The organism is Brevundimonas faecalis (assembly GCF_040549405.1).
Taxonomy (GTDB): Bacteria; Pseudomonadota; Alphaproteobacteria; order Caulobacterales; family Caulobacteraceae; genus Brevundimonas; species Brevundimonas faecalis.
Genome location: NZ_JBEPTF010000004.1, coordinates 344,808 through 369,763, shown reverse-complemented (window position 1 = coordinate 369,763; position 24,956 = coordinate 344,808). Strand labels below are relative to the sequence as shown.

The following is a 24,956-nucleotide window of genomic DNA, read 5'->3' as shown; positions in this document are numbered from 1 at the left end:
GCTCATTTCGGGACGAAAACGCGCTCCAACCCATGTCGAAGGCCTCCTTTGCGCCAGCCGTCGCAAGAAAGAGGCCGGGGCGTGGAAGCCTAGCGAGGCTTGAGGATAAAGGCGGCCGTAGTGTCGACCACGCCGGGCGCCAGCGGCAGGGACGGATCCATATAGACGGCGATATTGGCGGCGCGGTCCGCCGGGGCCGTCTTCAGGACATGGTTGACGCCCTCCCACACCGCCAGATCGGCGCGGGGTTGCGCGGCCTTGATCGCCTGGGCGTCGGCGACGCCGACCTGGATGTCCGTCGCGCCCTGGCCGATCAGGATCGGACCGTCATAGGCGGCGGCCAGTCTGGCGGGGTCCAGAGCCAACCACGAAATGAGATAGGGCTGGACCGAGGGGCGGAACAGGGCGGCCAGTTCCGCGGGCGGATCGGCCACTGTGCGGCCGGCTTCCAACTCGGTCAGGACAGCGTCGGCGCGGGTCTTCAGCGGCTCGGGCAGGCTGGCCAGTTGCTCGCGCAGCACCGCCCCCGCCGGGCGACCGGCCCCGGACAGCAGGATCAGACCGCAGACCTTGTCGTCTCCGCCGCTGACCGCCGCCAGGGCGACCAGGGCGCCCTCGCTGTGGCCGATCAGCCAGGCGCAGGGACGACCCGCCTTCATCGCGGCTTCGGCGGCCCAGGCGCGGGTGTCATCGACATAGGCGGAAAAGCGCAGGTCGGCCTCGGCGGGGCCGGCGGCGGCGCTTTCGCCGACGCCGCGCTTGTCGATCCGGATGGAGGCGACGCCGTGTTCGGCCAGTCCCTCGGCCAGCAGGCGGTAGGTCGAGGCGCGGATGCCGAACTGCGGGCTGTTCCCGTCGCGATCGGTCGGACCCGAGCCGGGCAGGATGACGGCGACGGCCTTGGCCTGGCCCTCCGGCGTCAGCAGGGTCCCGTGAAGGGGCGCGGGGCTGGAAGCCAGTTCGACAGGGGTCGACACCGGCGAAAGCAACAGGGCGGCGGCGAGGGTCAGCATGCTTGTCTCCGTCTTGAAAAAGGGGAAGCTAGAAGGGTTGGCGGTCGGGATCGGCGCGCCAGACGCGCCAGCTCTCGAGCACGGACCAGGCGGCGGCGATCAGGACGCCCGCGATCAGCAGGCTGAAGCCCAGGGGCTGGGGCGCGACGGGGGCGGTGATCAGGCCGAGCAGGCCCAGCCAGAAGAAGAGGCGGCCCGCCAGCCGGTTGGAGCGGTCCCAGGCCAGACGGCTCTTGTAGTTCCAGGGGGTGCGGACGCCGACGATGGGATTGGGCGCGATCCGGCCCATGAAGGCGCCCAGAACCGCGAACAGCAGGCTCATCAGGGCGGCGGTCATGGTCAGGGACATGCCCGGTGAGGCGGCGCCGCGTCCGAAGGTCATCCAGATCATGAAGGCGCTGACCCCGGCGACGGCCAGCAGGGAGACCAGTTGCCCGATCTCCAGTCCTCGCCGCCGCGCCGCGTCCGGCGTGCGCTTGGCGTACCAGCTCATCGGTCCGGCGGTGATCGCGGCCATGAAGGCCATGAAGGCGATGACGCCCGCCAGTTCGCTGCGGTCGCCCCAGCGGTCGGGCCGACCGTGGATGTCGAAATGCATGGGGAGGGGCGTGGTGGGACCCGCGACCTGAACGGCGACGGCGACCGCAATCAGGCCGACGACCGTCAGAACGGTCAGGGCGTCCAGTACGGTGAAGCGGGGCATGGTCATGTCGGCGTCTCCTCCTCGTCGGTTTTGCCTGTTCCGCTCAGGTCCATCAGGAAGGCCAGGGCCTCTTCGACCGCCGAGATCTCCAGCCGGTAGCGGATCGATTGGCCTTCGCGTTCGGGGCTGACCAGGCCCGCCTCCTTCAGGGCGTTCAGGTGGCCGGTGATGGTGGGCCAGCTCATGTCGAAGGCGGCGGCGATGTCGCCGGACGCCAGCGGTCCCTTGCGCAGCATGGCGATGATGCGACGGCGCACCGGATGGGACAGGGCTTTGAACAGGCTGTTCATAGGGAAAAGACTAATTAGGAATTTTCCTAAATTCAACCCGTGTTCGTTTAGGCGCGACTGGCCTTGGCCGTGCGGGCGGCCTAAGGCTTGGGGGGTTTCATTCTCTGCGAGTCGTTCTCATGGAAATCCGCGATCAGATCGTCCTCATCACGGGGGGAGCGCGCGGGGTCGGCGCGGCGGCGGCGCGCGCCTTTGCGGGGCAGGGCGCGCGGGTCGTCATCAACTGGCGCGCCAGCGGCGAGCAGGCCGAGGCTCTGGCCGCCGAACTGGGTGATCGCGCGATCGCGCTTCAGGCGGATGTGACGGATCGGGCGGTGGTCGAGGTCATGGTCGCCAAGGCCCAGGCTCGTTTCGGCGGGCCGATCAGCACCGTAGTCAACAACGCCCTGGACTACAGCTTCAACGGCGACGCACGGGCGCAGATGGCCGATATTCCGTGGGAAGACATGGAGCGCCAGTTCTCGACCGTGATCCGCGGCGCGCTCAACGTCATCCAGACCACGGCGCCGGGCATGAGCGCGCAGACGTTCGGCCGGGTGGTCAACATCGGCACCAACCTGTTCCAGAATCCGGTGGTGCCCTATCACGACTACACCGCCGCCAAGGCCGCACTGCTCAGCCTGACGCGGACGGCGGCGGGCGATCTCGGCCCGTCGGGCATTACGGTCAACATGGTCTCGGGCGGCCTGCTGCGTACCACGGACGCCAGCGCGGCGACGCCGGACGCGGTGTTCGACCTGATCGCCGGCATGACGCCGCTGCGTTCGGTCACGACACCGGAGGAGTTCGCCGACGCGGTGCTCTTCTTCGCCTCGCCCTGGAGCCGGGCGGTGACGGGACAGAACCTGGTGGTCGACGGCGGATTGGTCAGGGACTGAAGTGAAAGGCCCCGCCGGCGATCCGGCGGGGCCCTTGTCTTTAGCGACGAACCGGGTTCGCGCCCTCGAAGGTCATGAAGCGGGCGGGGGCGCTGCCGCCGAAGCGCATGACGTCATAGCGTTCGGGGGCGTAGCCGGGCGCCTCCATACCGGGCGAGCCGGTCGGCATGCCGCCGACCCCGATGCCGCGCGAGGCGCCCGGCGCCTTCAGGAAGGCGTCGACGGCGGCGGCGGGAACATGGCCCTCGATCACCTTGCCGTCGACGACGGCGGTGTGGCAGGCCCACAGGGAGTCCGGCACGCCGAGGCGGGTCTTCACTGGCATCAGGTCGTCGGTGGAGACGATGCGGATCGCATAGCCGGCCTTGCGCATGTGCTCGACCCAGCCGCCGCAGCAGCCGCAGGAATCGCTCTTGTAGACGGTCATGTCCGCGGCCTGGGCCACGGTGGGAAGGCCGTTGATCAGGAAGCCCGCGCCGCCGAGGAGGACGGCGCCGAAGGCGAGGGTGGCGATCTTCATCTTGTTCATGTTCAGGCCTCCTCGGCCGGATAGCCGGCCGAGGCCAGGGCGGTCAGCAGGGTCTGGCGGTCGGCCTCGGTCGCCACCTCGACGCGGCGAGCCTCGATGTCGGTCTTGACGACGGCGGCGGGGTCCACGGAGGCGACGGCCTTCTCGACGGAGGCGACGCAGCCTTCGCAGCGGATCTTGGGGATGGTCAGGGCGATCATTGAACAACTCCTTGGGAAACGGCGGCGGGCGCGCCCGCCAGGTCGGATAGGATGGGGCAGTCGGGGCGGTCATCCCCGGCGCAGCAGCGGGACAGGTCGCGCAGGGCGTCGGCCATGGCCTGCATCTCGGCGATGCGGGCGTCCAGGTCGGCGACATGTTTCTCGGCCAGGGCCTTCACCTCGCGACTGGGCCGGTTGCGGTCGCGCCAGAGAGAGAGCAGGCGGGTGATCTCCTCGACCGAGAAGCCCAGCCCCCGCGCGCGGCGAATGAAGCGCAGGTCGTTCAGGTCGCGCTCGCCGAAGTCGCGGTAGTTGCTCTCGGTCCGCTCCGAGGGGCGGATCAGGCCGACGGATTCATAATAGCGGATCATCTTGGCCGAGACGCCGGTGGCCTTGGCGGCCTTGCCGATGTTCATGAGACGGCTCCTTCGATGTGGGGCTTGAAGGCGCGCAGGCGCAGGGCGTTCAGCACCACGCTGACGCTGGACAGGGCCATGGCCCCCGCCGCCAGCATGGGCGACAGCATGTAGCCGAAGGCCGGATAGAGGACGCCCGCCGCGACCGGGATCAGCAGGACATTGTAGCCGAAGGCCCAGGCCAGGTTCTGGCGAATGTTGCTCATGGTCGCCCGGGACAGGCCGATGGCGCTGACGGCGCCGCGAAGGTCGCCGCCGGTCAGGACCACGTCGGCGCTTTCGACGGCCACGTCGGCGCCGCCGCCGACCGCCATGCCGACATCGGCGGAGGCCAGGGCCGGGGCGTCATTGACCCCGTCGCCGACGAAGGCGACGCGGCGGCCGCCGGCCTTCAGCGTGTTGACGGCGGCGACCTTGCCGTCCGGCATGACCTCGGCGTGAACCTCGTCGATGCCCAGGCGACGGGCGACGGCCTCGGCCGTGCGACGGTTGTCGCCGGTGATCATCGCCACCTTCAGGCCCAGGCCGTGCATGGCCTGGATGGCGGCGGCGGTGGTCGGCTTGATCGGGTCGGCCACGGCGATGACGGCGGCCAGTCGGCCGTCGATGGCGGCGTAGAGCGGGGTCTTGCCCTCGTCGCCCAGACGGGCGGCGGCCTCGGCGAAGACGGCGACGTCGTGGCCCAGGTCGGCCATGTAGCGGTCGGCGCCGACCGCGATGCGGCGACCGGCGACCACGCCCGCCACGCCCTTGCCGGGCACGGAATCGAAGGCCTCGGGGCGGGCGATGGTCAGGCCGCGCGCAGAGGCGGCCTCGACCAGGGCGCGGGCCACGGGGTGTTCCGACTGGCCCTCGACGGCGGCGACCAGGGCCAGGACCTCGGCCTCGTCAAAGCCGTCCGCGACGCTCAGGTCGGTCAGTTCGGGACGGCCCGCCGTCAGCGTGCCGGTCTTGTCGAAGGCGATGACCTGAACCCCTTGCAGAGCCTGCAGGGCCTCGCCCTTGCGGAACAGGACGCCCAGTTCGGCGGCGCGGCCCACGCCGACCATGATCGAGGTCGGGGTGGCCAGACCCATGGCGCAGGGGCAGGCGATGATCAGCACCGACACGGCGGCGACCAGGGCCATGCCCAGCGCCGGATCGGGCGCGAACAGATACCAGACGGCGAAGGTCAGGACGGCCACGGCCATGACGACCGGCACGAACCAGCCTGTCACCTTGTCCACCAGGGCCTGGATGGGCAGCTTGGCGCCCTGTGCCGTTTCGACCATGCGGACGATCTGGGCCAGCACGGTTTCGGCGCCGACCTGTTGCGCTTCGAAGCGGAAGGCGCCCGTGGTGTTTAGGGTGCCGCCGACGACCTTGGCGCCGGCGTTCTTTTCGACCGGGATGGGTTCGCCGGTCAGCATGGATTCGTCGATGTATGACGAGCCCTCCGTCACCACGCCGTCGACGGGGACGCGCTCGCCGGGGCGGACGACGATGATGTCGCCGGCCTGGACGGTGTCGATGGCGATGTCCTGTTCGACGCCGTCGCGCACGACGCGGGCGGTCTTGGCCTGCATCGATATCAGGCGGCGGATGGCCTGGCTGGTCTGGCCCTTGGCGCGGGCCTCGATCCAGCGCCCGACCAGGATCAGGGTGACGATGACCGCCGCAGCCTCGAAATAGACGTTGGCCGTTCCCTCGGGCAGCAGGCCGGGGGCGAAGGTCGCGATTGTCGAGAAGGCCCAGGCCGCGCTGGCGCCCAGCACCACGAGGGAGTTCATGTCCGGCGCACGGCGCAGCAGGGCGGGCACGCCCTTACGGAAGAAGATCAGGCCCGGAACGAACAGGACGAAGGTGGCGAGGACGAAACTGATCAGCCGCCAGTTCTGCACGCCGATGGTCTGCTCCAGCCAGTGGTGCATGCCGGGGATGAAGTGCGAGCCCATCTCCAGCACGAACAGGGGCAGCGTAGCGACGCCCGCGATCAGGACGGCCCGGCCCAGGTTGCGGATGTCGGCGGCGCGGGCGGCCTGTTCGCGGTCGGCGGCGTCGAGGCCCGCCTGTTCCGGCTGTTCCAGAACATAGCCCGCCTGCTGCACGGCGGCGGCCAGATCGCGGAAGGCGACGGCGCCCGACAGGAAACGGACGGTGGCGCGCTCGGTCGCCAGGTTGACGCCGGCGCTCAGCACGCCGGGCACGGCGGCCAGGGCCTTTTCCACGCGACCGACGCAGCTGGCGCAGGTCATGTCGCGGACAGAATAGACGACCTCTTCTTCCATCGGCTCATAGCCGGCGGTGCGGATGGCGGCGGCCACGGCGGCGGGCGAACCCTCGGCGCCCAGCACCACATGGGCGCGCTCGGCGGCCAAGTTCACGCGAGCCTCGGTCACGCCGGGCGTCGCGAGCAGGGCTTTTTCGACACGCCCGACGCAACTGGCGCAGGTCATGCCGAGAACCGGCAGGTCGAGGGTTCGGAAGGAGGCGTCGGACATGGGCGGAGCCTTTTCGTCGTTGAAGCCTCACCCTTCTAAACCTTCCCGTTATGGGAAGGTCAACGGGGCGAGAGACGGATTCTTTCGGGCGCCGGAGGGACGGATCGTCGCGCCGCGTAGTCATGAGGAAATCCCTGCATGGAGTACGTCATGATCCCGTTCCGCCCTCTATCCGGCCTCGCCTTCGCCGTCGCCCTGACGCTTGCGGCGCCTGCCGTGGTCCAGGCCCATGCGCGCCTGGTCAGCGCCACGCCCGCGCCGGAGACGACCGTAACGTCGCCGCGTGTCCTGACCCTGACCTTCAGCGAGCGCATGGCGCCGGCCTTCTCGAGCTTCGACGTGGTCAACGCCGTCGGGGTCAAGGCGACGATCCGCACCCAGGTCAGCCAAGACGGCAAGACCCTGACCGGAACCCTGGCGCGGCCTTTGCCGGCCGGCGCCTATGTGGTCGACTGGCGCATCGCCTCCAGCGACGGCCACCGCATGACCGGCCGCTACGACTTCACCGTCCGCTGAGATGGTGGAGGTCGGGATCGTCGTCCTGCGCGGCGTGCAATATGTCGCCGGGACCCTGTTGCTGGGTCTGCCCGCCTTCATGCTCTACAGCGCGCGAGCGGTCGAACCCCTGACCCTGGGCTGGCCTCGTCCGGTCCTGATCTGGGCGGCGGCGATCCTGGCCGTGGCCGCGCCGACCGCCCTGCTGGCCCAGACCGTCCTGATGGCGGGCTCCCTGGAGGAGGCGGTCAAGCCCGCTTCCTTCGGCTTCATGCTCACGGGCATGGGTCTGGGTCAGGCCCTGGCGGTGCGGACGCTGGCGGCGGTCCTGGCGCTCGGCGTCGCGATCCTGTCGCGGCCGGGTCGTCTGTCGTGGGCCATGCTGAGCCTGTTCGGCCTGATCGTCGCGGCCAGTTTCGCCTGGACCGGCCATGGCGCGGCGACCGAAGGGATGGGGCGGTGGCCGCATCTGATCTCGGACGTCGTCCATTCCATCGCCGCCTGTGTCTGGATCGGCGCCCTGGCCGCCTTCGCCGTACTGATCCTGCGTCCTCGCCGCGATCCGTCCTGGAGCGCGGGTCTGGCGCGCAGTCTGACCGGTTTCGCCGGGGTCGGAACGGCGGCCGTGGCCGCCCTGGTCGTCACCGGCCTGGTCAACAGCGTCTTCCTGATCGGGCCTGAGAAGGTCGGGGGCCTCTGGAACAGTCCCTACGGCCTCCTGCTGACGCTCAAGTTGGGCCTGTTCGGCTTGATGGTCGTCCTGGCGGCGCTGCATCGCCTGCGCTTGGCGCCGCTGATGGATCGGGATGCGAGCCAGGCCCTGCCGCATCTGAAGCGGAGTCTGGTCGTGGAGTTCGGTCTGGGCCTGGCCGTCCTGGCCGTGGTCGCCGTCATGGGAACCCTGCCGCCGCCCGCCGCGCTCTAGGCGGCGGCCTTGCGGCGGGCCGCCCGGACGGCGCGGGCCGTCTTCAGGTCCCGGGCCAGACGGATCCACAGAAGGATGAAGCCCGTGACCACGATGCTGAGCGTCAGCAGGGTCAGGCCGATCAGCAGGGGATGGTTGAAGTTCTCGCCGTTCTTGAAGTCCAGGATGTGGAGCCGCCAGAAGAAGTCGTAGAAGCGCCAGACCGCCGAGCGCCGCGTCACCACCTCGCCCGTCTGGGGCGACAGATAGAAGGCGGTGCGTTCCGCGTCCTGGAAGTCCACGCGCCAGATCGGCCCTTCGCGGCCGGTCTCCTTCGGCGCCGGGTCCAGCAGGACGGCGGGGCGCGGCGCGGCCTCTCCTCTGTAGGCGGCGACGGCCAGGGCGGCGGCTTCGTTCGCCGTCATGGGGGCGAAGGGGCGGCCGGTGGCGGCGGCGACCGTGACAGGGGCGCCCTCGACCGGGGTCAGGATCCAGGCCGGACCGCGTTGGGTGGATTTCAACTCGGCCTTGGCCGGCGCCACGCCCGACAGGCGCGCGATCTCGGTCAGGGGCAGGGCCTGATCCAGGAGCAGGGCGGCGGGCGTCGGCGACTTCAGGCGATGCTCGCTGCGGACCGTCTCGATCGGGATGGCGGTCATGACCAGGCCCCCGCCGACCCAGAACAGCACCTGTATCCCGACGACAAGGCCGACCCATTTGTGAATCTGGGTCGAATATCGCAGCACCTTCATGGCTTCCCCCAAAGCGCGAACCAACCAAGCCTATACGCCTCTCGACGCGCGCGCCCTCATGCGCTTTCAAGGGAAAGTACAGCGGGACGCGTATTCCCGATCGAACCGCGAGGAAGTGGGATCATGACGGACGAGATCGAGCGCCTGCTGGCGACGCCGCTTTCGGCGGATGAGGACGGACGGCTGGCCGGGCTGGACGTCGGCGTCTGGCGTCGCATTGAGGAGCGGCAGGCGCAGCGTCGCGCCGGGCAGGTGCGTCTGGCCGTCATGGCCGCCGCCCTGGTGATCGGGGTCGCCAACGGCGGTGTCCTGGGCCGGGCGTTCGAGCCGCGCCCGTCCGATATTCAGGTCTTCAGCGTTTCGGCCGGCCTGTCGCCGATGACGCGCTTCGAGGTCGGCGGATGAGCGCGAACTGGAAATCCGTCGCCCTGACCGTCCTGCTGGCCGCCCTGGCCAGCGGCGGCGGCGCCTGGCTGGGCGCAGGCTGGATGATGAAGCGGCACGAGACGCCCGGCCTGCACGACATCGTCCACCGCAAGTTGGACCTGAAACCCGAGCAGGACGCCCGGCTCGACGCGATCGAGGCCCGTTTCGCCGCGCAGCGTCAACAGCTGGAAGCCGATGTCCGCGCCGCCAACCGCGAACTGGCCGACGCCATCGCCGCCAGCAAGGGCGACAGTCCCGAGGTCCGCGCCGCGGTCGATCACTTCCATGACGCCATGGGCGCCCTGCAGAAGGCGACCATCGCCCATGTGTTCGAGATGCGGGCGGTGCTGACGCCGGAACAGGCCCGCGTCTTCGACCGGGAAATCGCCGGCGCCCTGACGCAAGAGCCCCGGTAGGGCTCAGGTGACGGCCGAGGGCGATACAGAAGAGGCGCGCGCGGCGCGCGGCGACAGGGCCGCCTTCTCCGCCCTGATGGCGGCGACCAGCGGCGACCTCTATCGCTTCGTGCGCCGTTATGTCGGCGATGCGGACGAGGCGCGGGACCTGTTGCAGGAAACCTACGCCGCCGCCTGGCTGGCCATGAGGCGCTACGACCCGGCGCGGCCCTTCGCGACATGGCTGCGCGCCATCGCGGTCAACAAGTGCCGAGACTGGGGCCGCAAGCGCGCCGTGCGGCGCATCGTGCGCGGCGTCATGGGCCTAGACGCGCCCGAGGCGCTGGCGAGGGGAGAGCCGGCGCCCGAGCCGGAAGCGCGCCTGGACGACCGGCGTCGCATGGCCGCCCTGGACCGGGCCCTGGCCGACCTGCCCGACACCCTGAAGGCGCCCTTGCTGCTGGCGTCGCTGGAGGGAAGGTCCCATGCCGAGATCGCCGAACTGCTGGGCGTCACGCCCAAGGCGGTGGAGACCCGCATCGCCCGCGCCCGGCAAAGGCTTGCATCCGTCCTGAAATCCTGAGACCCGGGTCGGCCTTGTCCGGGGGCGCTGCGGCGCCCTGCCGCAAGGCCGGCGTGAGGGATGCGCGCGCTGCATGCGTATCGACAGACAGTTCCTTCCCTTGCGCGTCGCCGCGACCGGCCCGCGCCCTGCTTGAGATGATAGGCTTCATGGCGTTGACATCCCTGGACCGTCGAACCCTGCTGCGAGGCGCCGCCCTGGGCGGCGGCGTCCTGGGTCTGCAAGGCCTGCTGCCCGCCTGGGCCCAGACCGGATCGACGGGGTTGCGCGCCGACCTGCCGACGCTGACGGGGCCGAACATCGACCTGACGGTGGGCCATTCGAACTTCACCGTCGGAGGCCGCACGGGGCACGCCTTCACCGTCAACGGCCTGCTGCCCGCGCCTCTGCTGCGGATGCGCGAGGGGCAGAACGTGCGTCTGTCCGTGACCAACACCCTGGACGAGGACACCTCGATCCACTGGCACGGCCTGCTGCTGCCCTTCCAGATGGACGGCGTGCCGGGCGTCAGCTTCCCCGGCATCAAGCCGCGCGAGACCTTCGTCTATGAGTTCCCGATCAGGCAGTCGGGCACCTACTGGTACCACAGTCATTCGGGCATGCAGGAGGCCATGGGCCACTATGGTCCCATCGTCATCGACCCGGCGGGCGTGGACCCGGTCGGCTATGACCGCGAGCATGTCCTGGTCCTGTCGGACTGGAGCTTCCTGCATCCCCACGAAATCCTGGCCAGGCTGAAGAAGAGCCCCGGCTACTTCAACATGCAGAAGACCACCCTGGCGGGTCTGCTGGACGGGTCGGACGACATGAGCCTGGCCGAGCGCCGGATGTGGGGCGGGATGCGGATGGACCCGCGCGACATCCTGGACGTCAATGGCACGACCTACACCTATCTGATCAACGGCCACGGCCCGGAAGAGAACTGGACCGGCCTGTTCCGGCCCGGCGAGCGGGTGCGCCTGCGCATCATCAACGCCTCGGCCATGTCGATCTTCAATGTCCGCATTCCGGGCCTGGCCATGACCGTGGTCCAGGCCGACGGCGAGCATGTCCGCCCGGTCGAGGTGGACGAGTTCCAGATCTCGGTCGCCGAGACCTATGACGTTGTGGTCCGCCCGACCGAGGATCGCGCCTACACCATCGTTTCGGAAGCCATCGACCGCTCGGGTATGGGCCGCGCCACCCTGGCCCCGCGTCTGGGCATGACGGCCGAGGTCCCGCCGCTGCGCAAGGTTCCGAACCTGACCATGGCCGACATGGGTATGGGCGGGATGGACCACGGCTCCATGGCCGGCATGGACCATGCCGCGCACGGCGCTGCTGCCGGGGCGACGGCCGCACCTATGGATCACGGCGCCATGAGCATGCGCGACCCGAACAACGCCCCGGCCGACATGGCCATCGGCGTCGGGGTGGACGCCATTGCGCCCGCGCCGTCCAATCGCCTGGGCGAACGTCCACAAGGTCTGCAGGACGTGGATCACCGGGTGCTGGTCTACACCGACCTGCGCTCGCTCACGCCGAACAAGGACACCCGCGCGCCGTCGCGTTCGATGGAAATCCATCTGACCGGCAACATGGAACGCTTCATGTGGGGCTTCGACGGACGCAAGTTCTCGGAGCTGGTCGAGCCGATCCGGTTCGAGCTGAACGAGCGGGTGCGCGTGACCCTGGTCAACGACACCATGATGGCCCACCCCATCCACCTGCACGGCCACTTCTTCGAGCTGGTCAACGGGCACGACGGCTATCAGCCGCTGAAGCACACGGTGAACGTGGCGCCTGGGTCCAAGGTGACGTTCGACCTGACCGCAGACGCGCCGGGCGACTGGGCCTTCCACTGTCACCTGCTGATGCACATGCATGCGGGGATGTTCAACGTCGTCACGGTTCGTCCGCTGGAAGGAGCCGCCCGATGAGCCGCGCCCTGTTCGCCGCCGTCGCGGTTCTGCCCTTGGTGCTGGCCGCCGGTTCCGCCGTGGCCCAGAGCCATGGGGGCCATGCGGGCCACGGCGCTCACGCTGCACCTGCGCGCCCGGCGCAAGCCCGTCCGCCGCAAGCTCGTCTGAGGCCCGCGCCCAAGCCGCGCGCCGCTGCGCCTCGTCCCCGGCCTGCCGCTCCGGCTCAGACGCCCGCCGCCGATCCGCACGCGGGTCACGACATGGGCGCCATGCAAATGACTCCGGCCCAGGCACCTGCTGCCGACCCTCATGCGGGGCACGACATGGGCGTGGCTCCGGTAGCTGTGGCTGACCCGCACGCTGGCCACGACATGAGCGCGATGCAGATGGCTCCGACCCAGATGCCAGCGGCTGATCCTCATGCGGGCCACAACATGGCCCCGGCCGCGGCGCCTCAAACGACGGACAAGACCTGCACCTGTCCGAAATGCGCTGAGGGAGCCACGACTCATGATTGCGTCATGCCCGGCGCCTCGCCGGTTGATCCCCATGCTGGCCATGACATGAGCAGCATGTCGGCGGCTCCGGTCGTTGACCTTCATGCCGGCCACAACATGGGCGTGGCTCCCGTAGCTGCGGCTGATCCCCACGCCGGTCACAACATGTCGGCCATGGCGGGCGGGGCGCCCAACATCCCGACCAGCGTGGACGCCGTCGGCGGCCGCATGGTCGAGACGCCGCCGCCGGCCGCCGCGCGGGCCGCGCCCGCCCATGCGGCGGACCTGTTGTTCGATCCCGCCGTCATGGCCGCGTCGCGCAAGCAACTGCTGGCCGAGAACGGGGACGTCCGCATCACCGCCGTCTTGATCGACTCCATCGAGGCGAGCTTCGGCGACGGCGAGAAGGGCTACGGCTGGAACGCCCAGGGCTATACGGGCGGCGACATCAACCGCTTCTGGTGGAAGACCGAAGGCGAGGGCGCCCTTGACGGCAAGCTGCACGACGCCGAGGTCCAGGCCCTCTACAGCCGCGCCGTCGCGCCTTTCTGGGACGTCCAGGCCGGCGTGCGTCAGGACTTCCGTCCCGACGGCGACGACACGACCCACCTGACCGTGGGCGTCCAGGGCGTGGCGCCCTACTGGTTCGAGATGAGCGCCGCCGCCTTCCTCTCGACCGAGGGCGACCTGACCGCGCGCGTCGAGGCGGAATACGACCAGCGCCTCACCCAGAAATGGATCCTGCAACCGGCGATCGAAATCGCCTTGTCCGCCAGCGACATCCCCGAACTGGAGATCGGGTCGGGCCTGACCTCTGTCACGGCGGGGCTGCGGCTGCGCTACGAAATCCGCAAGGAATTCGCCCCCTATGTCGGCGTCGAGTGGAGCCGGTCGTTCGGCGACACGGCCGACTACGCCAAGGCGCGCGGCGACGACGTGGACGCGACGCGCTTCGTCGTCGGGATCAAGGCCTGGTTCTGACGCGGGACGACCTTATTCGCCCTGGCGAGCGGTTTGGGCTATATGGCCCGCCTTTCCGCCCGCCGATCTTCTTGAGCGATGACGCAACACCCGCCGCACAGACTGTCCGTCGCCCCCATGATGGACTGGACCGACCGCAACTGCCGGGCGTTTCACCGCGCTCTGAGCAGCCGGGCCCTGCTCTATACCGAGATGGTCACCGCCCCGGCGGTGATCCATGGCGACCGCGAGCGGCTGCTGGGCTTTGACGGGGTCGAGCATCCGGTGGCGCTGCAACTGGGCGGCTCGGACCCGGTGCAACTGGCCGAGGCGGCGAAGATCGGCGAGGCCTACGGCTATGACGAGATCAATCTGAACGTCGGCTGCCCTTCGGACCGGGTGCAGTCGGGGCGGTTCGGCGCCTGCCTGATGCGCGAGCCGGAACTGGTGGCCGACTGCATGGCGGCGATCAAGGAGGCGGTCAGCCTTCCCGCCACCGTCAAATGCCGCATCGGCGTTGATGATCAGGACCCTGAAGTCAGCCTGTTCGCCACGGTGGACGCCTCGGCGGCGGTCGGGATCACCAGCTTCGTCGTACATGCGCGCAAGGCCTGGCTGAAAGGCCTGTCGCCCAAGGAAAACCGCGACGTGCCGCCTCTGGACTACGCCCTGGTGCGGCGTCTGAAGCGGGAACGGCCGCACCTGACTGTCTGCATCAACGGCGGGATCGGCGATCTGGATCAGGCCGAGGCGCATCTGGATGACGCCGACGGCGTGCGGTTGGACGGGGTCATGCTGGGCCGCGCGGCCTATCATGAACCGGCCCTGCTGGGGCAGGTGGACCGTCGTATCTTCGGCATGGACGCCCCGGACGTCGATCCCTTCGCCGCCATCGAACGCTATCGTCCCTATATGGTCGGACGACTAGAGGCCGGAGCCAATCTGGCGAGCATGACGCGGCACATGCTGGGCCTGATGCACGGTCGGGCCGGTGCGCGCGCCTTCCGCCGCATCCTGACGGTCGAGGGCGTCAGGCCGGGCGCGGGCCTGGAGGTCGTGGACCGCGCCGTCGAGGCCGTCCGCGAGGCCGAGGCGCGCAAGGCCGCCTGATCTTCGTCTTCGGGATGACGTCCATGCCGGCGGAGGCTATGCCAAGGGCATGAACGGCCTGCCGCTTTCCGAACTCCTGATGATGACGGCCGCCCTGATCGGGGCCGGGGCGATCGCCGGTCTGATCGGCGGCCTGTTTGGCGTCGGCGGCGGCACGGTGCTGGTGCCGGCTCTCTTCTACGCCTTTTCCGTTCTGGGCGTCGGGGGCGAGGGAAATCTGCATGTCGCCATCGGCACCTCGCTGCTGACCATCGTCGCCACCTCATGGCGGTCTCTGGCCACGCATCGGGCGCACGGCGCCGTGGACGAGCAGGTGTTGAAGACCTGGACGCCCTGGGTGGCGTTCGGCGGCCTGATCGGTGCGGCCGTGGCGGGTTTCACCTCGATGGGCGGACTGGCGGTGGTCTACGGCCTCTGCCTGTTGTTGGTCGCGGCTCAGATGGGCTTGCTGCCGGAGCGGTTCACGCTGCGAAAGGACTTGCCGACCGATTGGGGCCGCCGCGGCGTGGGAACGGGCATTGGCCTGCTGTCGGCCATGATGGGGGTGGGCGGCGGCAGCCTGGGCGGCATGACCATGACCCTGTGCGGGCGACCGATCCATCAGGCCGTAGCGACGGCCAGCGGCTTCGGCCTGGCCATCGGCGCGACGGCGGCTCTGGGCTTCGCCATCTTCGGCTGGGATGCGCCGGGGCGGCCGCCGCTGTCGCTGGGCTATGTCAATGTTCCGGCCGCCGTGATCATGGGCGTGCTGACGGCCCTGACCGCGCCCTATGGCGCGCGACTGGCGCATCGGCTGAATCGCCAGGTGCTCAGAAAGGCCTTCGCCGTCTATCTGCTGTTGACCGCGCTTTCGGTGGTGCTCAAGGCCCTGTAGGGGCTTCTACGTATATTCCCGCTGTCTCACGCTAAACCTTTGGCTAAGAGGGCGCGCTTAGGGAGAGGGCTCAGTATTTTCATCGAGCGTTCCCATGCTGCAGAATCTGTCGGTTCCCAAGAAGCTGATCCTGTCCTTCGCGGCTGTCATCGGCGCCTGCGGCCTGGCCACCATGGTGGTCTTGTGGGCGGTGACGGTTCTGCATAGGGCGGACGCCGACGATGCGGCTTCGCGCGAGATCTTCAAGACATCGGATCTCGTCATGGCCGCAGCCGTGGAGCAGCAGAACGCCATGCGCGGTTTCGTCGCCACGGGGGACGCAGAGTTCTCTACCCACTACAGGGAGGCGGACGAGCGTTTCACCGCGCGGCTGGCCGACCTGGCCGCCAGCGACGGCGCGGGAGCCTATGCTTCTGAGCAGGCGGGGCTGCAGGCCGCAGGCGACTCCTTCCATCGCAGCGCCGAGGGCGTGATGATCCTGTCGCGTGATCCGGCCACCAGAGCCCAGGCTCTGGCTGATCTCAAGAACGAGGGGCGTCTGACAAATATCCGCGCCGCCGTGAAGGCCATTCAGGACAAGGAGGCCATGGTCGCCGCCGCCAGCGCGAAGGCGAAGGAGACGGCCTATGTCCAGGCCTATGTCAGCTTTGCGGTCGGCGGCGTCCTGGCCCTGGTCATCGCCGTGGCGGCGGCGCTGTGGCTGGTCGGGGCTCTCAGCCGTCCGGTGGAAGCCATGACCCGCGCCATGACGCGGCTGGCGTCGGGCGATCTGGATGTGGCCGTGCCGGCCGTCGGTCGCCGCGACGAGATCGGCCGCATGGCCGATGCGGTCCAGACCTTCAAGCACAACGCCGAGGAAAAGGTGCGGCTGGAGGCCGAGGCCGAGGCTCAACGCGCCGCCGCCGAGCAGGCCCGTCTGGCCAAGGCCGAGCAGGACGCCGAGACGGCTCGCCAGCAGGCCCAGGTCGTGGACGGTCTGGCCGCCGGTCTGGGGCGTCTGTCCAACGGCGAGCTGTCCTTCCGCCTGAACGCCGCCTTCGCCGCCGAATATGAAAAGCTGCGCACGGACTTCAACACGGCCATGGAACGGCTGCAGGCGACCATGCGCGTCATCGTCGAGCGGTCCCAGACCATCGGCGCAGGGGCGCATGAGATCAGCCAGGCCTCTGACGACCTGTCACGTCGCACGGAGCAGCAGGCGGCCAGTCTGGAGGAGACGGCGGCCGCGCTGGAACAGATCACCGCCACCGTCGCGCGATCTGCCGAGAACGCCGTCGAGGCCGGTCAGTTCGTCGACGCCGCGCGCAAGGAGGCGGCCCAGGGACAGGCTGTGGTCGGTCGCGCCGTCGCCGCCATGGGCGAGATCGAGCGCTCCTCCAACGAGATCGGGGACATCATCGGGGTGATCGACGAGATCGCCTTCCAGACCAATCTGCTGGCGCTGAACGCGGGGGTCGAGGCGGCCCGTGCGGGCGACGCCGGCCGGGGCTTCGCGGTGGTGGCCTCGGAAGTGCGGGCCCTGGCCCAGCGCTCGGCGGAGGCGGCCAAGGAGATCAAGACCCTGATCTCGGCCTCGGGCCAGCAGGTCGGAGCGGGCGTCAGCCTGGTCGGCCAGACGGGCGAGGCCCTGCAGCGGATCGGCGACCGAATCGAGCGCGTCACCTCCATCACCGGCGAGATCGTCGCTTCGGCTCAGGAACAGTCCAGCGGCCTGCGAGAGGTCAATGTCGCCGTGGCCCAGATGGACCAGGTCACGCAGCAAAACGCCGCGATGGTCGAGCAATCGACCGCCGCCAGCCATTCCCTGGCCCAGGACGCTCGCGAGCTGGATCGGATGATGGGGCAGTTCACCCTGGACGATGCGCGCGACCTCGACGCGCGCGGCCGCATGGAGGCCCTGGCGCGCGCCGTCGCCTAAGGATTCCGTTCGGATTCAAGGAAAGGCCCTCTTTCGCGTGGCGGAAGAGGGCCTTTTTCTTATGCCGCCTGTTGCAGGACCAGGGCGTCCAAGGCCTGAATCAGGTCGGCCAGGATGTCGTCCTGATGCTCCAGGCCGACCGACAGGCGCAGCAGGCCGTCGGTGATGCCGGCGGTGACGCGGGCTTCGGGCGTCATGGCGGCATGGGTCATGGTGGCCGGGTGGGCGATCAGGCTTTCAACTCCGCCCAGGGACTCCGCCAGGGTGAAGATGTCGAGGGCCTCGATCAGGTCGCGCACGGCGTCCGTGCCGCCGTTCAGCTCGAAGCTGAGCATGGCGCCGGGGCCGACCTGCTGACGCGCCGCCAGGGCGTGGCCGGGATGCGAGGCCAGGCCGGGATAGTGAACCGCCTTGACCGCCGGGTGCTGTTCCAGGGCGGCCGCGACCAGGCCGGCGGTGGCCTGTTGGCGCTCGATGCGGGTGAACAGGGTGCGCAGGCCGCGCAGGGTCTGATAGGCGTCGAAGGGCGAGCCGGTGACGCCCAGGCAGTTGGCCCACCACGCCAGTTGCTCATGATCGGCCGGATCGGCCGCGATCACGGCGCCGCCGACCACGTCGGAGTGGCCGTTGATGTATTTGGTGGTCGAGTGGACGACGATGTCGGCGCCCAGCTCCAGCGGGCGCTGCAGGGCGGGCGACAGGAAGGTGTTGTCGGCCACCACCTTGGCGCCGACCGCATGGGCGCGACGACAGACGTCGGCCACGTCCACGACGCGCAGCAGGGGGTTGGACGGGGTTTCGACCAGCACCAGCCTGGCGCCGTCGGCCAGGGCGGCGTCCAGAGCCTCGCCGTCGTTCTGATCAATGAAGGCGACGCGGAAATGGCCCTTCTTGGCGCGGGCGGTCAGCAGGCGGTGGGTGCCGCCGTAGCAGTCGTGCGGCGCGATCAGCAGTTCGCCGGGATTCAGCAGGCTCAGCGGCAGGTCGACCGCCGCCATGCCTGTGGCGGTGACGACGCAGCCGGCGCCGCCTTCCAACTCGGCCAGGGTTTCGGCCAGGATGTCGCGAGTTGGATTGCCCGAGCGCGAGTAGTCGTAACGACGCTTCTGGTCGAAGCCGGCGAAGGAGTAGTTCGACGACAGATACAGCGGCGGCATGACCGCGCCGTGGGCCGTGTCCGTATCGACGCCCGAGCGGGCGGCGATGGTGCGGGGATCGGCGGGGCGGGCGCGGCTCATTGGTCAATGTCCTTCAGTACGGAAGTCAGGATGTCGGCGACCAGGGCGTCTTCCTTCAGGAAGGCGTCGTGGCCGTAGAGGGAGGAGTGTTGTTCGAAGCGCCAGAGGTTGGGCAGGCGCGCGGCCAGCTCTCTCATGTCGTCGATGGGGCAGAGGCGGTCGGTGGTGAAGCCGACCAGGGTGACGGGGGCGGTGATGGCCTCGGGCTCGACCCGGTGGCGGTCGATGGAGTCCGACAGGGTCAGCCAGCGCGAGGGCGTGGTGCGGTCGCGATAGGCTCGGCCGCGCGCCGTCAGATAGTCGCAGACCGGATAGGCCTGGCCCGCATGGCTGGGGGCCTCGGAATCGAAGCGTTCGCCGAACTCTTCCTGGGTGCGATAGGTGGTCATGGCCAGTTCGCGGGCCAGGCCCACGGCCTGATCGACGCGGCCGGTCTCCAGGCCAAGCTGTAGGATGCGGCGCTGGATGCCGCGCCAGGCGGTGGCCAGGGGGTGTGGGCGGTGTGCGGCGGACACCACCACCAGCTGCTCGGCCCAGTCGGGGAAGAGCTCGCCGAAGGCCAGGGCGATCATGCCGCCGTAGGAGCAGCCGATGAAGGCGGCGACCTTCTCGACGCCCAGATGGTCCAGCAGCAGGGCCAACAGTCGGGCCTGATCCTGGGTGGTGACGGTCAGGGGGGTCTTGGCGTCCTTGACGCCCTCGCCGAACTCGGGCGCAAAATCAAAGGCCAGGACGCGGAAACGGGTCAGGTCGATGGGGGCGCGCACGCCCACGGCGCCCGACCACCAGCCCAGGCCCTTGGTCTCGGTGCGGTGGACGTAGCGGTCGGCCGATATGCCGCCGGCCACGACGATCAGGGGGGCGCCGACCTTGCCGTGCAGGCGGCCGATCACCTGCTTCTGGATCAGGGTTCCGCCGAAATCGAGTTCGAAGCCGTCGGGAATGGGGACGAAGACGTCATGAGCCCCGTCGCGCTGCAGCAACTCGGACGGACGGCGCGCGGAAGCGGACCGACAGGCGGGCTCTTCGGCGGGGGCGACGGGATCGATCAGGGCCAGGGTCATGGGTCTCGGTCACTCAGCAAAACGGCTCGCCAAGGAACCCATGCAGTGACAGACCGTGGAGCATCGCCTCGTCGACGCTCCACCCATCTCTCGCGGTCTTCAGGTCGCCCTGAAAACCCCGCAGGAGTTGGCACCGTTTCGGGCGGAACCCGATGGTTGCCCCGGCGTCAAAGGGCCTAATCCCTCAGCCGGTCTTGATGAGTGATCTTACGTTGCGGTTGCGAAGGGCGCCGGTCAAGGGAAAAATTTCACCCCATTTCGTACCGGTGTCGCGAAATGTCGGTGAAATTGCGCTTGTGGGGATGGTTTGGGAGAAATTCGTTCTTTTGGGGCTTGACGCGGCGCGGGGTCGTGGAACACCTTAAGGCACGATCTTCAACCCGGACGCCGCCTGTGCCTGACCGCCTCGCCAGCATGCAGATGACCATGATCGCCGCCTCGGCGACGGGTCTCGTCGCGTCCGTCATTACCACCACCGGTACCACCACCATGCCCTCGCGGGCGGGGACCGGATGATGCGCGCCGACTAGGCGAAAAACGCAAAAACCGAACACCCCGCCCGGGCCCCCGGGCGGGTTTTTTATTGGCCCGAGCCCACCCCGACATCTTCCCCAGACCCGCCTTCAGGATGACCCCGATGCCCGCCTCAGCCCTCGCCCTCGTCGCCGAAAAACAGAAACCCCAGGCCGCCTCCGCCGCCGAGGTGGTGGTGCTGAAGTTCGGCTCCTCCGTCCTGCGCAATGCGGATGAAGCCCCCGCCGTGGCCTCCGAAATCTACGGCCACGTCCGCGCCGGACGTAAGGTGGTGGCTGTGGTTTCGGCCCTGGCCGGACAGACGGACAAGCTGCTGGCCGAGGCCCGCAGCCTGGGCCTGGATCACGAGAACGAACTTCTGCCCGCCTATGTAGTCCTGGGCGAGGAGAAGGCGGCGGCCCTGGTCGCCATCGCCTGCGACCGGGTGGGTCTGGACGCGGTCGGCCTGTCGGTGCGTGAACTGGGGATCGTGGTCGAGGGGCCGGCCCAACACGCCCGTCCCGTCAGCCTGAAGGGCGAAGCCCTGCATGAAGCTCTGGCCCGGCACGAGGTCGTGGTGGTTCCCGGTTTCGGCGGGGTGCGGTCCAACGGCCGGGTGGCCCTGCTGGGGCGCGGCGGGTCGGATCTGACGGCAGTGGTCCTGGCGGCGGAGCTGGGCCTGAAGCGCGTGCGCCTGGTGAAGGACGTGGACGGCCTCTACGATCGCGATCCGGCGTCGGAAACGGGTCGACCGCTGCGCTATCGTCGCGCCAGTTGGGACACGGCGCGGCAACTGGGCGGCGCCCTGGTCCAGCACGACGCCATTGATCTGGGCCAGTCACGAGGGGTCGAGATCGAGGTCGCGGCCTTGGGGCGGGCTGAAGGCACGGTGGTCGGGGATCGCGGTGCGCCTCCCGGTCCGGTCGCGCGGGATCGGCCGCTGAAGGTGGCCCTGGCGGGATGCGGCGTGGTCGGCGGCGGCCTGCTGAACCGTCTGCTGCCGGACAAACGCTATGAGGTGGTCGGCGTCCTGGTGCGCAACCCGGCCAAGAAGCGCGACGTGGCGGCCCCGGCTGAGCTCTTCACCAACGACGTCGAGGCCTGGCTGGCCCAGAAGCCCGACCTGGTGCTCGAAGCCTTGTCTGAAGGCGAGGCCGGCCACGCCCTGATCCGCCGCGCGCTGGAGGCCGGCTGCGACGTGGTCAGCGCCAACAAGCAGGCGGTGGCCCGTGATCCCGGCGGGCTGCAGGCCTTGGCCGACGCTCACGGCGCGCGCGTCGCCTGGTCGGCCTCGGTCGGCGGCGGCTCGCCCATGATCGAGACCCTGCGCGCCGCCCGCGCCGCCGGCCCGGTCGCGGGCTTCGAGGCGGTGCTGAACGGCACGGTCAACTTCATGCTTCAGCGTTTGGGCGAGGGGGCGACCTTCGCCGACGCCCTGTCCGACGCCCGCGCCGCCGGCTTCGCCGAGGAAGACCCCTCGTCCGATCTGGAAGGTCACGACGCCGCCGCCAAGGTGAAGCTGCTGTGCTTCGAGGCCTTCGGCCGCTCGCCCGACGACGTGCCGCGCGACGTCCTGGCCGCCGAATCGCAGTTGGGCGACAAGCCGGTGCGCCAGATAGGCTCCTGTCACGACCGCGACGGCGACCTGGACGCCTCGGTCCGGCTTGACGGCGAGTTGACGGATGCGCTCTTCCAGTCCCTGGACGGGGAGCGCAACGCCTTGAAGGTCTATGGACAGGATGGTCGGGTCTGGACGTGCAAGGGGCGCGGCGCCGGGCGCTGGGCCACGACGGAAAGCGTCCTGGCCGATGTGGCCGACGTGGTGCGCGCCCGTCGCGCGGCGGCGGAGCTGGTCTAGGTCATGGCCGTCTTCACGCCCGTCACGCTGAAACAGGCCGACGCCTATCTCATGCGCTACCCTCTCGGCGGAGCCAAGGCGCTGACGCCGATCGCCGAGGGGGTCGAGAACACCAACTATCGGCTGGAAACCGATCAAGGGACCTATGTCCTGACCCTGTTCGAGGGGCGGACGGACGCCGCCTCCCTGCCGTTCTGCCTGGGTCTGGCGCGGCATCTGGCGGCGCACGGCTTTCCCACGCCGGCGCCGGTCCTGGACAGCGAAGGCGAGATGATCGGCGCCCTGAACGGGCGGGCGGCGGCCGTGGTCAACTGGGCCGCCGGCGCCTGGAAACGCGAGCCGACGGACAAGGAGCAGTATCGCGCAGGGCAGGTGCTGGCCCTGCTGCACCTCGACGCCGCCGGCTATGCGGGCCAGAGAAAAAATCCTGTCGGGCCAGAGGCTTGGAACGCTTTAGCCGAGCGTTGCGATCCCGCCGCGCGCGGCGTGGACCGCAAGATGTTGGACCAGATCCAGGCCCTGCTGCCGCGCCTGGCCGAGCCGTGGAGCGACCCGGCCCTGCCGCATGGACCGATCCACGCCGACTACTTCCCCGACAATGTCCTCTTCGCCGAGAACGAGCACGGCAAGTGCGACATCGGCGGGGTGATCGACTTCTATTTCGCCTGTGTGGACGTCCTGGCCTACGACCTGGCCATCGCGCTCAGCGCCTGGGGTTTCGACGCCGAGGGACGGCCCATGCCCTCGGCCTTGCGCGCCTTCCAGAAGGGGTATGAATCCGTCCGCCCTCTGACGCCGGCCGAGACCGCGGCCCTGCCGGGCCTGGGCGCGGCGGCGGCGGTGCGCTTCACCCTGACCCGTCTCCACGACCGCCTGTTCCACGACCCGGCCAACCTGGTCACGCCCAAGGACCCTGCGCCCTTCTTCCGACGGCTGGACTACTGGAAGGCGGCGGAGACGGTCTAGGGACTATTGCGTCGGTTGCGAGGGTTTGGGGAACCAGAGGGCGTTGACGATCACCCAACGGTCTCCAAACCGGCCGAGATGAAAATAGTCCACGAACCAAGGGGTTTCAGCGCGGGCTGAAGCGACATTGCCGGCTATGTCCAGGACTCTGACATTGCGGTCCCAGGCATCGCGCGGCGTTCGCAATGCGCCCTGCCGGGTCAGTTCCACCAATTCGTCACGGCTCATGCGACGCAGGCCCAGAGGCTCGTCGGGATCGGGGCGCGTCCTGACGGCGCGCTTGGCGAGATCGGGGTGCAGGGCGCGCGCGACGCGCGCGGGATCCCCTTCCAACTGACCGTCCACATAGTCGTAGATGACGGTCGAGATGGCTTCTACGGCCGCCGGATTCAGAGCATCGGCGGCGGCTGTCTCTGTGACCTCACTGGAGGTTGTTCCGCCCTCGGACGGCGAAGGCGATCCGCTGAGGGCGGCGGCGACGAGCAGGGCGGCGATCATGGCGGGCTCCGATGGTTGGGGTCGGCTTTTCGCCGCGCAGCCAGGGTCTCCTACCTTCCGGAGCGGAGCAACCTTGTATGAGGCGGCGTCCGGATGGTTGACGGCTAACCCGCGAACCCCTTCACCGCCGCCAGGGCCGCCTCGGCCGTATTGTCGATGACGGTCAGGCGTTCCGGTCGGTCGCCCAGGGCGCGGATGACGGGGGCCGGTTCGGGTTCGAAGCCCAGAACATCCGACACGAAGGCGCCGAACTTGGACGGGTGGGCGGTCGACAGGGCGACGACAGGGCCTTCGGCGCGGTCCAGTCGGCGCGCGGCGGCCAGGGCCACGGCCGTGTGCGGACAGACGACCCGGCCCCAGGCGGCGTGGGCGTGGGCGATCTCGGCCTTGGTGGTCGCTTCGTCGATGGAAACGCCTGACACCTCGGCCCGCAGGGCGGCCAGCAGGTCGGGCGACAGCGTGACCGATCCCTCGCGGGCGAAGGTCTCGAACACGGCGCGGGTCGCATCGGCGTCGCGGCCCGAGGCCACATAGACCAGTCGCTCGAAGTTCGACGGCGCCTGGACGTCCATGGAGACGCTGCCGCTCTCGACCGCGGGGCGGCGGGCGTAGACGCCCTGGTTCAGGGCGCGGGCCAGGGCGTCGTTCTGGTTGACGGCGGCGACGAAGCCCCGGACCGGCAGCCCCATCTTCTTGGCCGCGATGCCGGCGAAGGCGTCGCCGAAATTACCCGTCGGAACGACGAAGGTCGCCGCCTGGCCCAGTTGGGCCGCAGCCGAGACGTAATAGGGAAGTTGTCCCGCCAGCCGGCCCCAGTTGATGGAGTTGACCGAGGACAGTCGACCACCTTCGCGCAGGCCTTCCTCGGCCAGCAGCCCCTTCACCAGGCGCTGGCAGTCGTCGAAATCGCCGCGCACGGCCAGGTTCAGGACATTGTCCGCCTGGACCGTGGTCATCTGCTTGCGCTGCACCGGCGAGACGCGGTCCAACGGGTGCAGGACGATCAGCTTGATGCGTTCGGCGCCGGCGAAGGCGCGCACGGCGGCGGCGCCCGTGTCGCCGCTGGTGGCGGTCAGCAGGGTCAGGGTCTGGCCCGTCGCGGCCAGGGCCTCGTCCGACAGGGCCGCGACCAATTGCATCGCCAGATCCTTGAAGGCGGCGGTCGGACCGTGGAACAACTCCAGCACGAACAGGCCGGGCTCCAGTTCGACCAGGGGCGTCACGGCCGGATGGTCGAAGCCCTTGGTCAGGCGATCCAATGCGCGGTCGAGCGCGCCCGCAGGCAGGGCGTCGCCGATGAAGGGCGAAATCGCCTCCCTGGCCATCTCGGCATAGGTCCGCCCCGGACGCGTCGCGTCGGCGGGCAGGGCGGGCCAGGCCTGCGGCATGTAGAGGCCGCCGTCGGGCGCGATTCCGCGCAGCAGGGCGTCGGCGAAGTCGGTCGCGGCGGCGTCGCCGCGCGTCGAAAGGTAGCGGTCGGGCTGGGTGCTCATAT

General features: G+C 69.4%; 25 protein-coding genes and 1 riboswitch. Of the genes, 13 read left to right on the top strand and 12 right to left on the bottom strand.

The window, feature by feature from the left end; all coding sequences use genetic code 11:
- Positions 1-89 precede the first annotated feature (89 nt).
- From ABIE19_RS15130 to ABIE19_RS15120, 3 genes are read right to left on the bottom strand one after another with little or no spacing between them, the layout of a single operon-like run.
- Entirely contained in the window at positions 90-1,013 is a 924-nt protein-coding gene (locus ABIE19_RS15130) for an alpha/beta hydrolase (RefSeq protein WP_354090045.1), read from the bottom strand.
- 28 nt (positions 1,014-1,041) lie between these two features.
- On the bottom strand, positions 1,042-1,722 hold the full coding sequence (locus ABIE19_RS15125; RefSeq protein WP_354090044.1) for an SdpI family protein: 681 nt from the start codon (positions 1,720-1,722) through the stop codon (positions 1,042-1,044).
- Positions 1,719-2,006 (bottom strand): metalloregulator ArsR/SmtB family transcription factor, encoded by a 288-nt coding sequence (locus ABIE19_RS15120; RefSeq protein WP_354090043.1) that lies wholly within the window; start codon positions 2,004-2,006, stop codon positions 1,719-1,721. Before ABIE19_RS15120 ends, ABIE19_RS15125 begins: the two co-directional genes overlap by 4 nt.
- A 119-nt stretch (positions 2,007-2,125) precedes the next feature.
- On the opposite strand from ABIE19_RS15120, the gene ABIE19_RS15115 reads away from it, so the two are divergent.
- Positions 2,126-2,884, top strand: coding sequence for a 3-oxoacyl-ACP reductase (locus tag ABIE19_RS15115; protein ID WP_354090042.1), 759 nt, complete (start codon positions 2,126-2,128; stop codon positions 2,882-2,884).
- A 40-nt stretch (positions 2,885-2,924) separates the two neighbouring features.
- Here ABIE19_RS15115 and ABIE19_RS15110 read toward each other — a convergent pair whose 3' ends face one another.
- The 4 genes from ABIE19_RS15110 to ABIE19_RS15095 are packed head-to-tail and all read right to left on the bottom strand — an operon-like array spanning position 2,925 to position 6,509.
- Entirely contained in the window at positions 2,925-3,413 is a 489-nt protein-coding gene (locus ABIE19_RS15110) for a DUF411 domain-containing protein (RefSeq protein ID WP_354090041.1), read from the bottom strand.
- Positions 3,414-3,415: 2 nt separating this feature from the next.
- Positions 3,416-3,613 carry a heavy-metal-associated domain-containing protein gene (locus ABIE19_RS15105; protein ID WP_354090040.1) on the bottom strand — a complete coding sequence of 66 codons (198 nt, stop codon included), beginning with the start codon at positions 3,611-3,613 and terminating at the stop codon, positions 3,416-3,418.
- Positions 3,610-4,029 carry a Cu(I)-responsive transcriptional regulator gene (cueR, locus tag ABIE19_RS15100; protein WP_354090039.1) on the bottom strand — a complete coding sequence of 140 codons (420 nt, stop codon included), beginning with the start codon at positions 4,027-4,029 and terminating at the stop codon, positions 3,610-3,612. The genes ABIE19_RS15105 and cueR overlap by 4 nt, the downstream gene beginning before the upstream one ends.
- Positions 4,026-6,509: a heavy metal translocating P-type ATPase gene (locus tag ABIE19_RS15095; protein WP_354090038.1), complete on the bottom strand. Its 2,484-nt coding sequence runs from the start codon at positions 6,507-6,509 to the stop codon at positions 4,026-4,028. Before ABIE19_RS15095 ends, cueR begins: the two co-directional genes overlap by 4 nt.
- A gap of 150 nt (positions 6,510-6,659) precedes the next feature.
- Between ABIE19_RS15095 and copC the strand changes: the two genes are divergently transcribed.
- Together copC and copD are read left to right on the top strand one after the other, a co-directional pair.
- Positions 6,660-7,025: a copper homeostasis periplasmic binding protein CopC gene (copC, locus tag ABIE19_RS15090; protein ID WP_354090037.1), complete on the top strand. Its 366-nt coding sequence runs from the start codon at positions 6,660-6,662 to the stop codon at positions 7,023-7,025.
- A 1-nt stretch (position 7,026) separates the two neighbouring features.
- Positions 7,027-7,929 (top strand): copper homeostasis membrane protein CopD, encoded by a 903-nt coding sequence (gene copD / locus ABIE19_RS15085; protein WP_354090036.1) that lies wholly within the window; start codon positions 7,027-7,029, stop codon positions 7,927-7,929.
- On the opposite strand, the gene ABIE19_RS15080 is transcribed toward copD, so the two are convergent.
- Positions 7,926-8,660 carry a PepSY domain-containing protein gene (locus tag ABIE19_RS15080; protein WP_354090035.1) on the bottom strand — a complete coding sequence of 245 codons (735 nt, stop codon included), beginning with the start codon at positions 8,658-8,660 and terminating at the stop codon, positions 7,926-7,928. The two genes, copD and ABIE19_RS15080, sit on opposite strands and share 4 nt — an antisense overlap.
- Positions 8,661-8,783: 123 nt before the next feature.
- On the opposite strand from ABIE19_RS15080, the gene ABIE19_RS15075 reads away from it, so the two are divergent.
- The 8 genes from ABIE19_RS15075 to ABIE19_RS15040 all read left to right on the top strand — a co-directional run bounded on the left by ABIE19_RS15075 (position 8,784) and on the right by ABIE19_RS15040 (position 17,324).
- Positions 8,784-9,065 (top strand): hypothetical protein, encoded by a 282-nt coding sequence (locus tag ABIE19_RS15075; protein ID WP_354090034.1) that lies wholly within the window; start codon positions 8,784-8,786, stop codon positions 9,063-9,065.
- Positions 9,062-9,502 carry a Spy/CpxP family protein refolding chaperone gene (locus ABIE19_RS15070; RefSeq protein ID WP_354090033.1) on the top strand — a complete coding sequence of 147 codons (441 nt, stop codon included), beginning with the start codon at positions 9,062-9,064 and terminating at the stop codon, positions 9,500-9,502. Before ABIE19_RS15075 ends, ABIE19_RS15070 begins: the two co-directional genes overlap by 4 nt.
- A gap of 7 nt (positions 9,503-9,509) precedes the next feature.
- The gene (locus ABIE19_RS15065; protein ID WP_354090032.1) at positions 9,510-10,064 is read left to right on the top strand and encodes an RNA polymerase sigma factor; all 555 of its coding nucleotides are present in this window, start codon (positions 9,510-9,512) and stop codon (positions 10,062-10,064) included.
- A 149-nt stretch (positions 10,065-10,213) separates the two neighbouring features.
- Positions 10,214-11,983 (top strand): copper resistance system multicopper oxidase, encoded by a 1,770-nt coding sequence (locus ABIE19_RS15060; protein ID WP_354090031.1) that lies wholly within the window; start codon positions 10,214-10,216, stop codon positions 11,981-11,983.
- A complete protein-coding gene (locus tag ABIE19_RS15055) occupies positions 11,980-13,443 on the top strand; it encodes a copper resistance protein B (protein ID WP_354090030.1) in 1,464 nt (487 codons plus the stop codon). Before ABIE19_RS15060 ends, ABIE19_RS15055 begins: the two co-directional genes overlap by 4 nt.
- Positions 13,444-13,521: 78 nt before the next feature.
- Positions 13,522-14,532 (top strand): tRNA dihydrouridine(20/20a) synthase DusA, encoded by a 1,011-nt coding sequence (dusA, locus tag ABIE19_RS15050; RefSeq protein ID WP_354090029.1) that lies wholly within the window; start codon positions 13,522-13,524, stop codon positions 14,530-14,532.
- A gap of 49 nt (positions 14,533-14,581) precedes the next feature.
- Complete coding sequence (locus ABIE19_RS15045; protein ID WP_354090028.1) at positions 14,582-15,406, top strand: sulfite exporter TauE/SafE family protein; 825 nt, start codon at positions 14,582-14,584, stop codon at positions 15,404-15,406.
- Positions 15,407-15,500: 94 nt separating this feature from the next.
- Complete coding sequence (locus tag ABIE19_RS15040; RefSeq protein ID WP_354090027.1) at positions 15,501-17,324, top strand: methyl-accepting chemotaxis protein; 1,824 nt, start codon at positions 15,501-15,503, stop codon at positions 17,322-17,324.
- A gap of 59 nt (positions 17,325-17,383) precedes the next feature.
- Here ABIE19_RS15040 and metB read toward each other — a convergent pair whose 3' ends face one another.
- Together metB and metX are read right to left on the bottom strand one after the other, a co-directional pair.
- Complete coding sequence (metB, locus tag ABIE19_RS15035) at positions 17,384-18,562, bottom strand: cystathionine gamma-synthase (RefSeq protein ID WP_354090026.1); 1,179 nt, start codon at positions 18,560-18,562, stop codon at positions 17,384-17,386.
- Positions 18,559-19,626, bottom strand: coding sequence for a homoserine O-succinyltransferase MetX (metX, locus tag ABIE19_RS15030; protein WP_354090025.1), 1,068 nt, complete (start codon positions 19,624-19,626; stop codon positions 18,559-18,561). Before metX ends, metB begins: the two co-directional genes overlap by 4 nt.
- A gap of 80 nt (positions 19,627-19,706) precedes the next feature.
- Positions 19,707-19,830: riboswitch (SAM riboswitch) on the bottom strand.
- Positions 19,831-20,263: 433 nt separating this feature from the next.
- On the opposite strand from metX, the gene ABIE19_RS15025 reads away from it, so the two are divergent.
- Positions 20,264-21,997: an amino acid kinase family protein gene (locus ABIE19_RS15025; RefSeq protein ID WP_354090024.1), complete on the top strand. Its 1,734-nt coding sequence runs from the start codon at positions 20,264-20,266 to the stop codon at positions 21,995-21,997.
- 3 nt (positions 21,998-22,000) lie between these two features.
- Complete coding sequence (locus ABIE19_RS15020; RefSeq protein ID WP_354090023.1) at positions 22,001-22,963, top strand: homoserine kinase; 963 nt, start codon at positions 22,001-22,003, stop codon at positions 22,961-22,963.
- Between the two features lie 3 nt (positions 22,964-22,966).
- On the opposite strand, the gene ABIE19_RS15015 is transcribed toward ABIE19_RS15020, so the two are convergent.
- Positions 22,967-23,461 carry a nuclear transport factor 2 family protein gene (locus tag ABIE19_RS15015; RefSeq protein WP_354090022.1) on the bottom strand — a complete coding sequence of 165 codons (495 nt, stop codon included), beginning with the start codon at positions 23,459-23,461 and terminating at the stop codon, positions 22,967-22,969.
- A gap of 104 nt (positions 23,462-23,565) precedes the next feature.
- The gene (thrC, locus tag ABIE19_RS15010) at positions 23,566-24,954 is read right to left on the bottom strand and encodes a threonine synthase (RefSeq protein ID WP_354090021.1); all 1,389 of its coding nucleotides are present in this window, start codon (positions 24,952-24,954) and stop codon (positions 23,566-23,568) included.
- Positions 24,955-24,956 lie beyond the last annotated feature (2 nt).

Excerpts from the sequence above, each read along its gene's own strand:
- ABIE19_RS15130 (WP_354090045.1), bottom strand. The coding sequence starts at position 1,013 with ATGCTGACCCTCGCCGCCGCCCTGTTGCTTTCGCCGGTGTCGACCCCT.
- ABIE19_RS15125 (WP_354090044.1), bottom strand. The coding sequence starts at position 1,722 with ATGACCATGCCCCGCTTCACCGTACTGGACGCCCTGACCGTTCTGACG.
- ABIE19_RS15120 (WP_354090043.1), bottom strand. The coding sequence starts at position 2,006 with ATGAACAGCCTGTTCAAAGCCCTGTCCCATCCGGTGCGCCGTCGCATC.
- ABIE19_RS15115 (WP_354090042.1), top strand. The coding sequence starts at position 2,126 with ATGGAAATCCGCGATCAGATCGTCCTCATCACGGGGGGAGCGCGCGGG.
- ABIE19_RS15110 (WP_354090041.1), bottom strand. The coding sequence starts at position 3,413 with ATGAACAAGATGAAGATCGCCACCCTCGCCTTCGGCGCCGTCCTCCTC.
- ABIE19_RS15105 (WP_354090040.1), bottom strand. The coding sequence starts at position 3,613 with ATGATCGCCCTGACCATCCCCAAGATCCGCTGCGAAGGCTGCGTCGCC.
- cueR (WP_354090039.1), bottom strand. The coding sequence starts at position 4,029 with ATGAACATCGGCAAGGCCGCCAAGGCCACCGGCGTCTCGGCCAAGATG.
- ABIE19_RS15095 (WP_354090038.1), bottom strand. The coding sequence starts at position 6,509 with ATGTCCGACGCCTCCTTCCGAACCCTCGACCTGCCGGTTCTCGGCATG.
- copC (WP_354090037.1), top strand. The coding sequence starts at position 6,660 with ATGATCCCGTTCCGCCCTCTATCCGGCCTCGCCTTCGCCGTCGCCCTG.
- copD (WP_354090036.1), top strand. The coding sequence starts at position 7,027 with ATGGTGGAGGTCGGGATCGTCGTCCTGCGCGGCGTGCAATATGTCGCC.
- ABIE19_RS15080 (WP_354090035.1), bottom strand. The coding sequence starts at position 8,660 with ATGAAGGTGCTGCGATATTCGACCCAGATTCACAAATGGGTCGGCCTT.
- ABIE19_RS15075 (WP_354090034.1), top strand. The coding sequence starts at position 8,784 with ATGACGGACGAGATCGAGCGCCTGCTGGCGACGCCGCTTTCGGCGGAT.
- ABIE19_RS15070 (WP_354090033.1), top strand. The coding sequence starts at position 9,062 with ATGAGCGCGAACTGGAAATCCGTCGCCCTGACCGTCCTGCTGGCCGCC.
- ABIE19_RS15060 (WP_354090031.1), top strand. The coding sequence starts at position 10,214 with ATGGCGTTGACATCCCTGGACCGTCGAACCCTGCTGCGAGGCGCCGCC.
- ABIE19_RS15055 (WP_354090030.1), top strand. The coding sequence starts at position 11,980 with ATGAGCCGCGCCCTGTTCGCCGCCGTCGCGGTTCTGCCCTTGGTGCTG.
- dusA (WP_354090029.1), top strand. The coding sequence starts at position 13,522 with ATGACGCAACACCCGCCGCACAGACTGTCCGTCGCCCCCATGATGGAC.
- ABIE19_RS15045 (WP_354090028.1), top strand. The coding sequence starts at position 14,582 with ATGAACGGCCTGCCGCTTTCCGAACTCCTGATGATGACGGCCGCCCTG.
- ABIE19_RS15040 (WP_354090027.1), top strand. The coding sequence starts at position 15,501 with ATGCTGCAGAATCTGTCGGTTCCCAAGAAGCTGATCCTGTCCTTCGCG.
- metB (WP_354090026.1), bottom strand. The coding sequence starts at position 18,562 with ATGAGCCGCGCCCGCCCCGCCGATCCCCGCACCATCGCCGCCCGCTCG.
- metX (WP_354090025.1), bottom strand. The coding sequence starts at position 19,626 with ATGACCCTGGCCCTGATCGATCCCGTCGCCCCCGCCGAAGAGCCCGCC.
- ABIE19_RS15025 (WP_354090024.1), top strand. The coding sequence starts at position 20,264 with ATGCCCGCCTCAGCCCTCGCCCTCGTCGCCGAAAAACAGAAACCCCAG.
- ABIE19_RS15020 (WP_354090023.1), top strand. The coding sequence starts at position 22,001 with ATGGCCGTCTTCACGCCCGTCACGCTGAAACAGGCCGACGCCTATCTC.
- ABIE19_RS15015 (WP_354090022.1), bottom strand. The coding sequence starts at position 23,461 with ATGATCGCCGCCCTGCTCGTCGCCGCCGCCCTCAGCGGATCGCCTTCG.
- thrC (WP_354090021.1), bottom strand. The coding sequence starts at position 24,954 with ATGAGCACCCAGCCCGACCGCTACCTTTCGACGCGCGGCGACGCCGCC.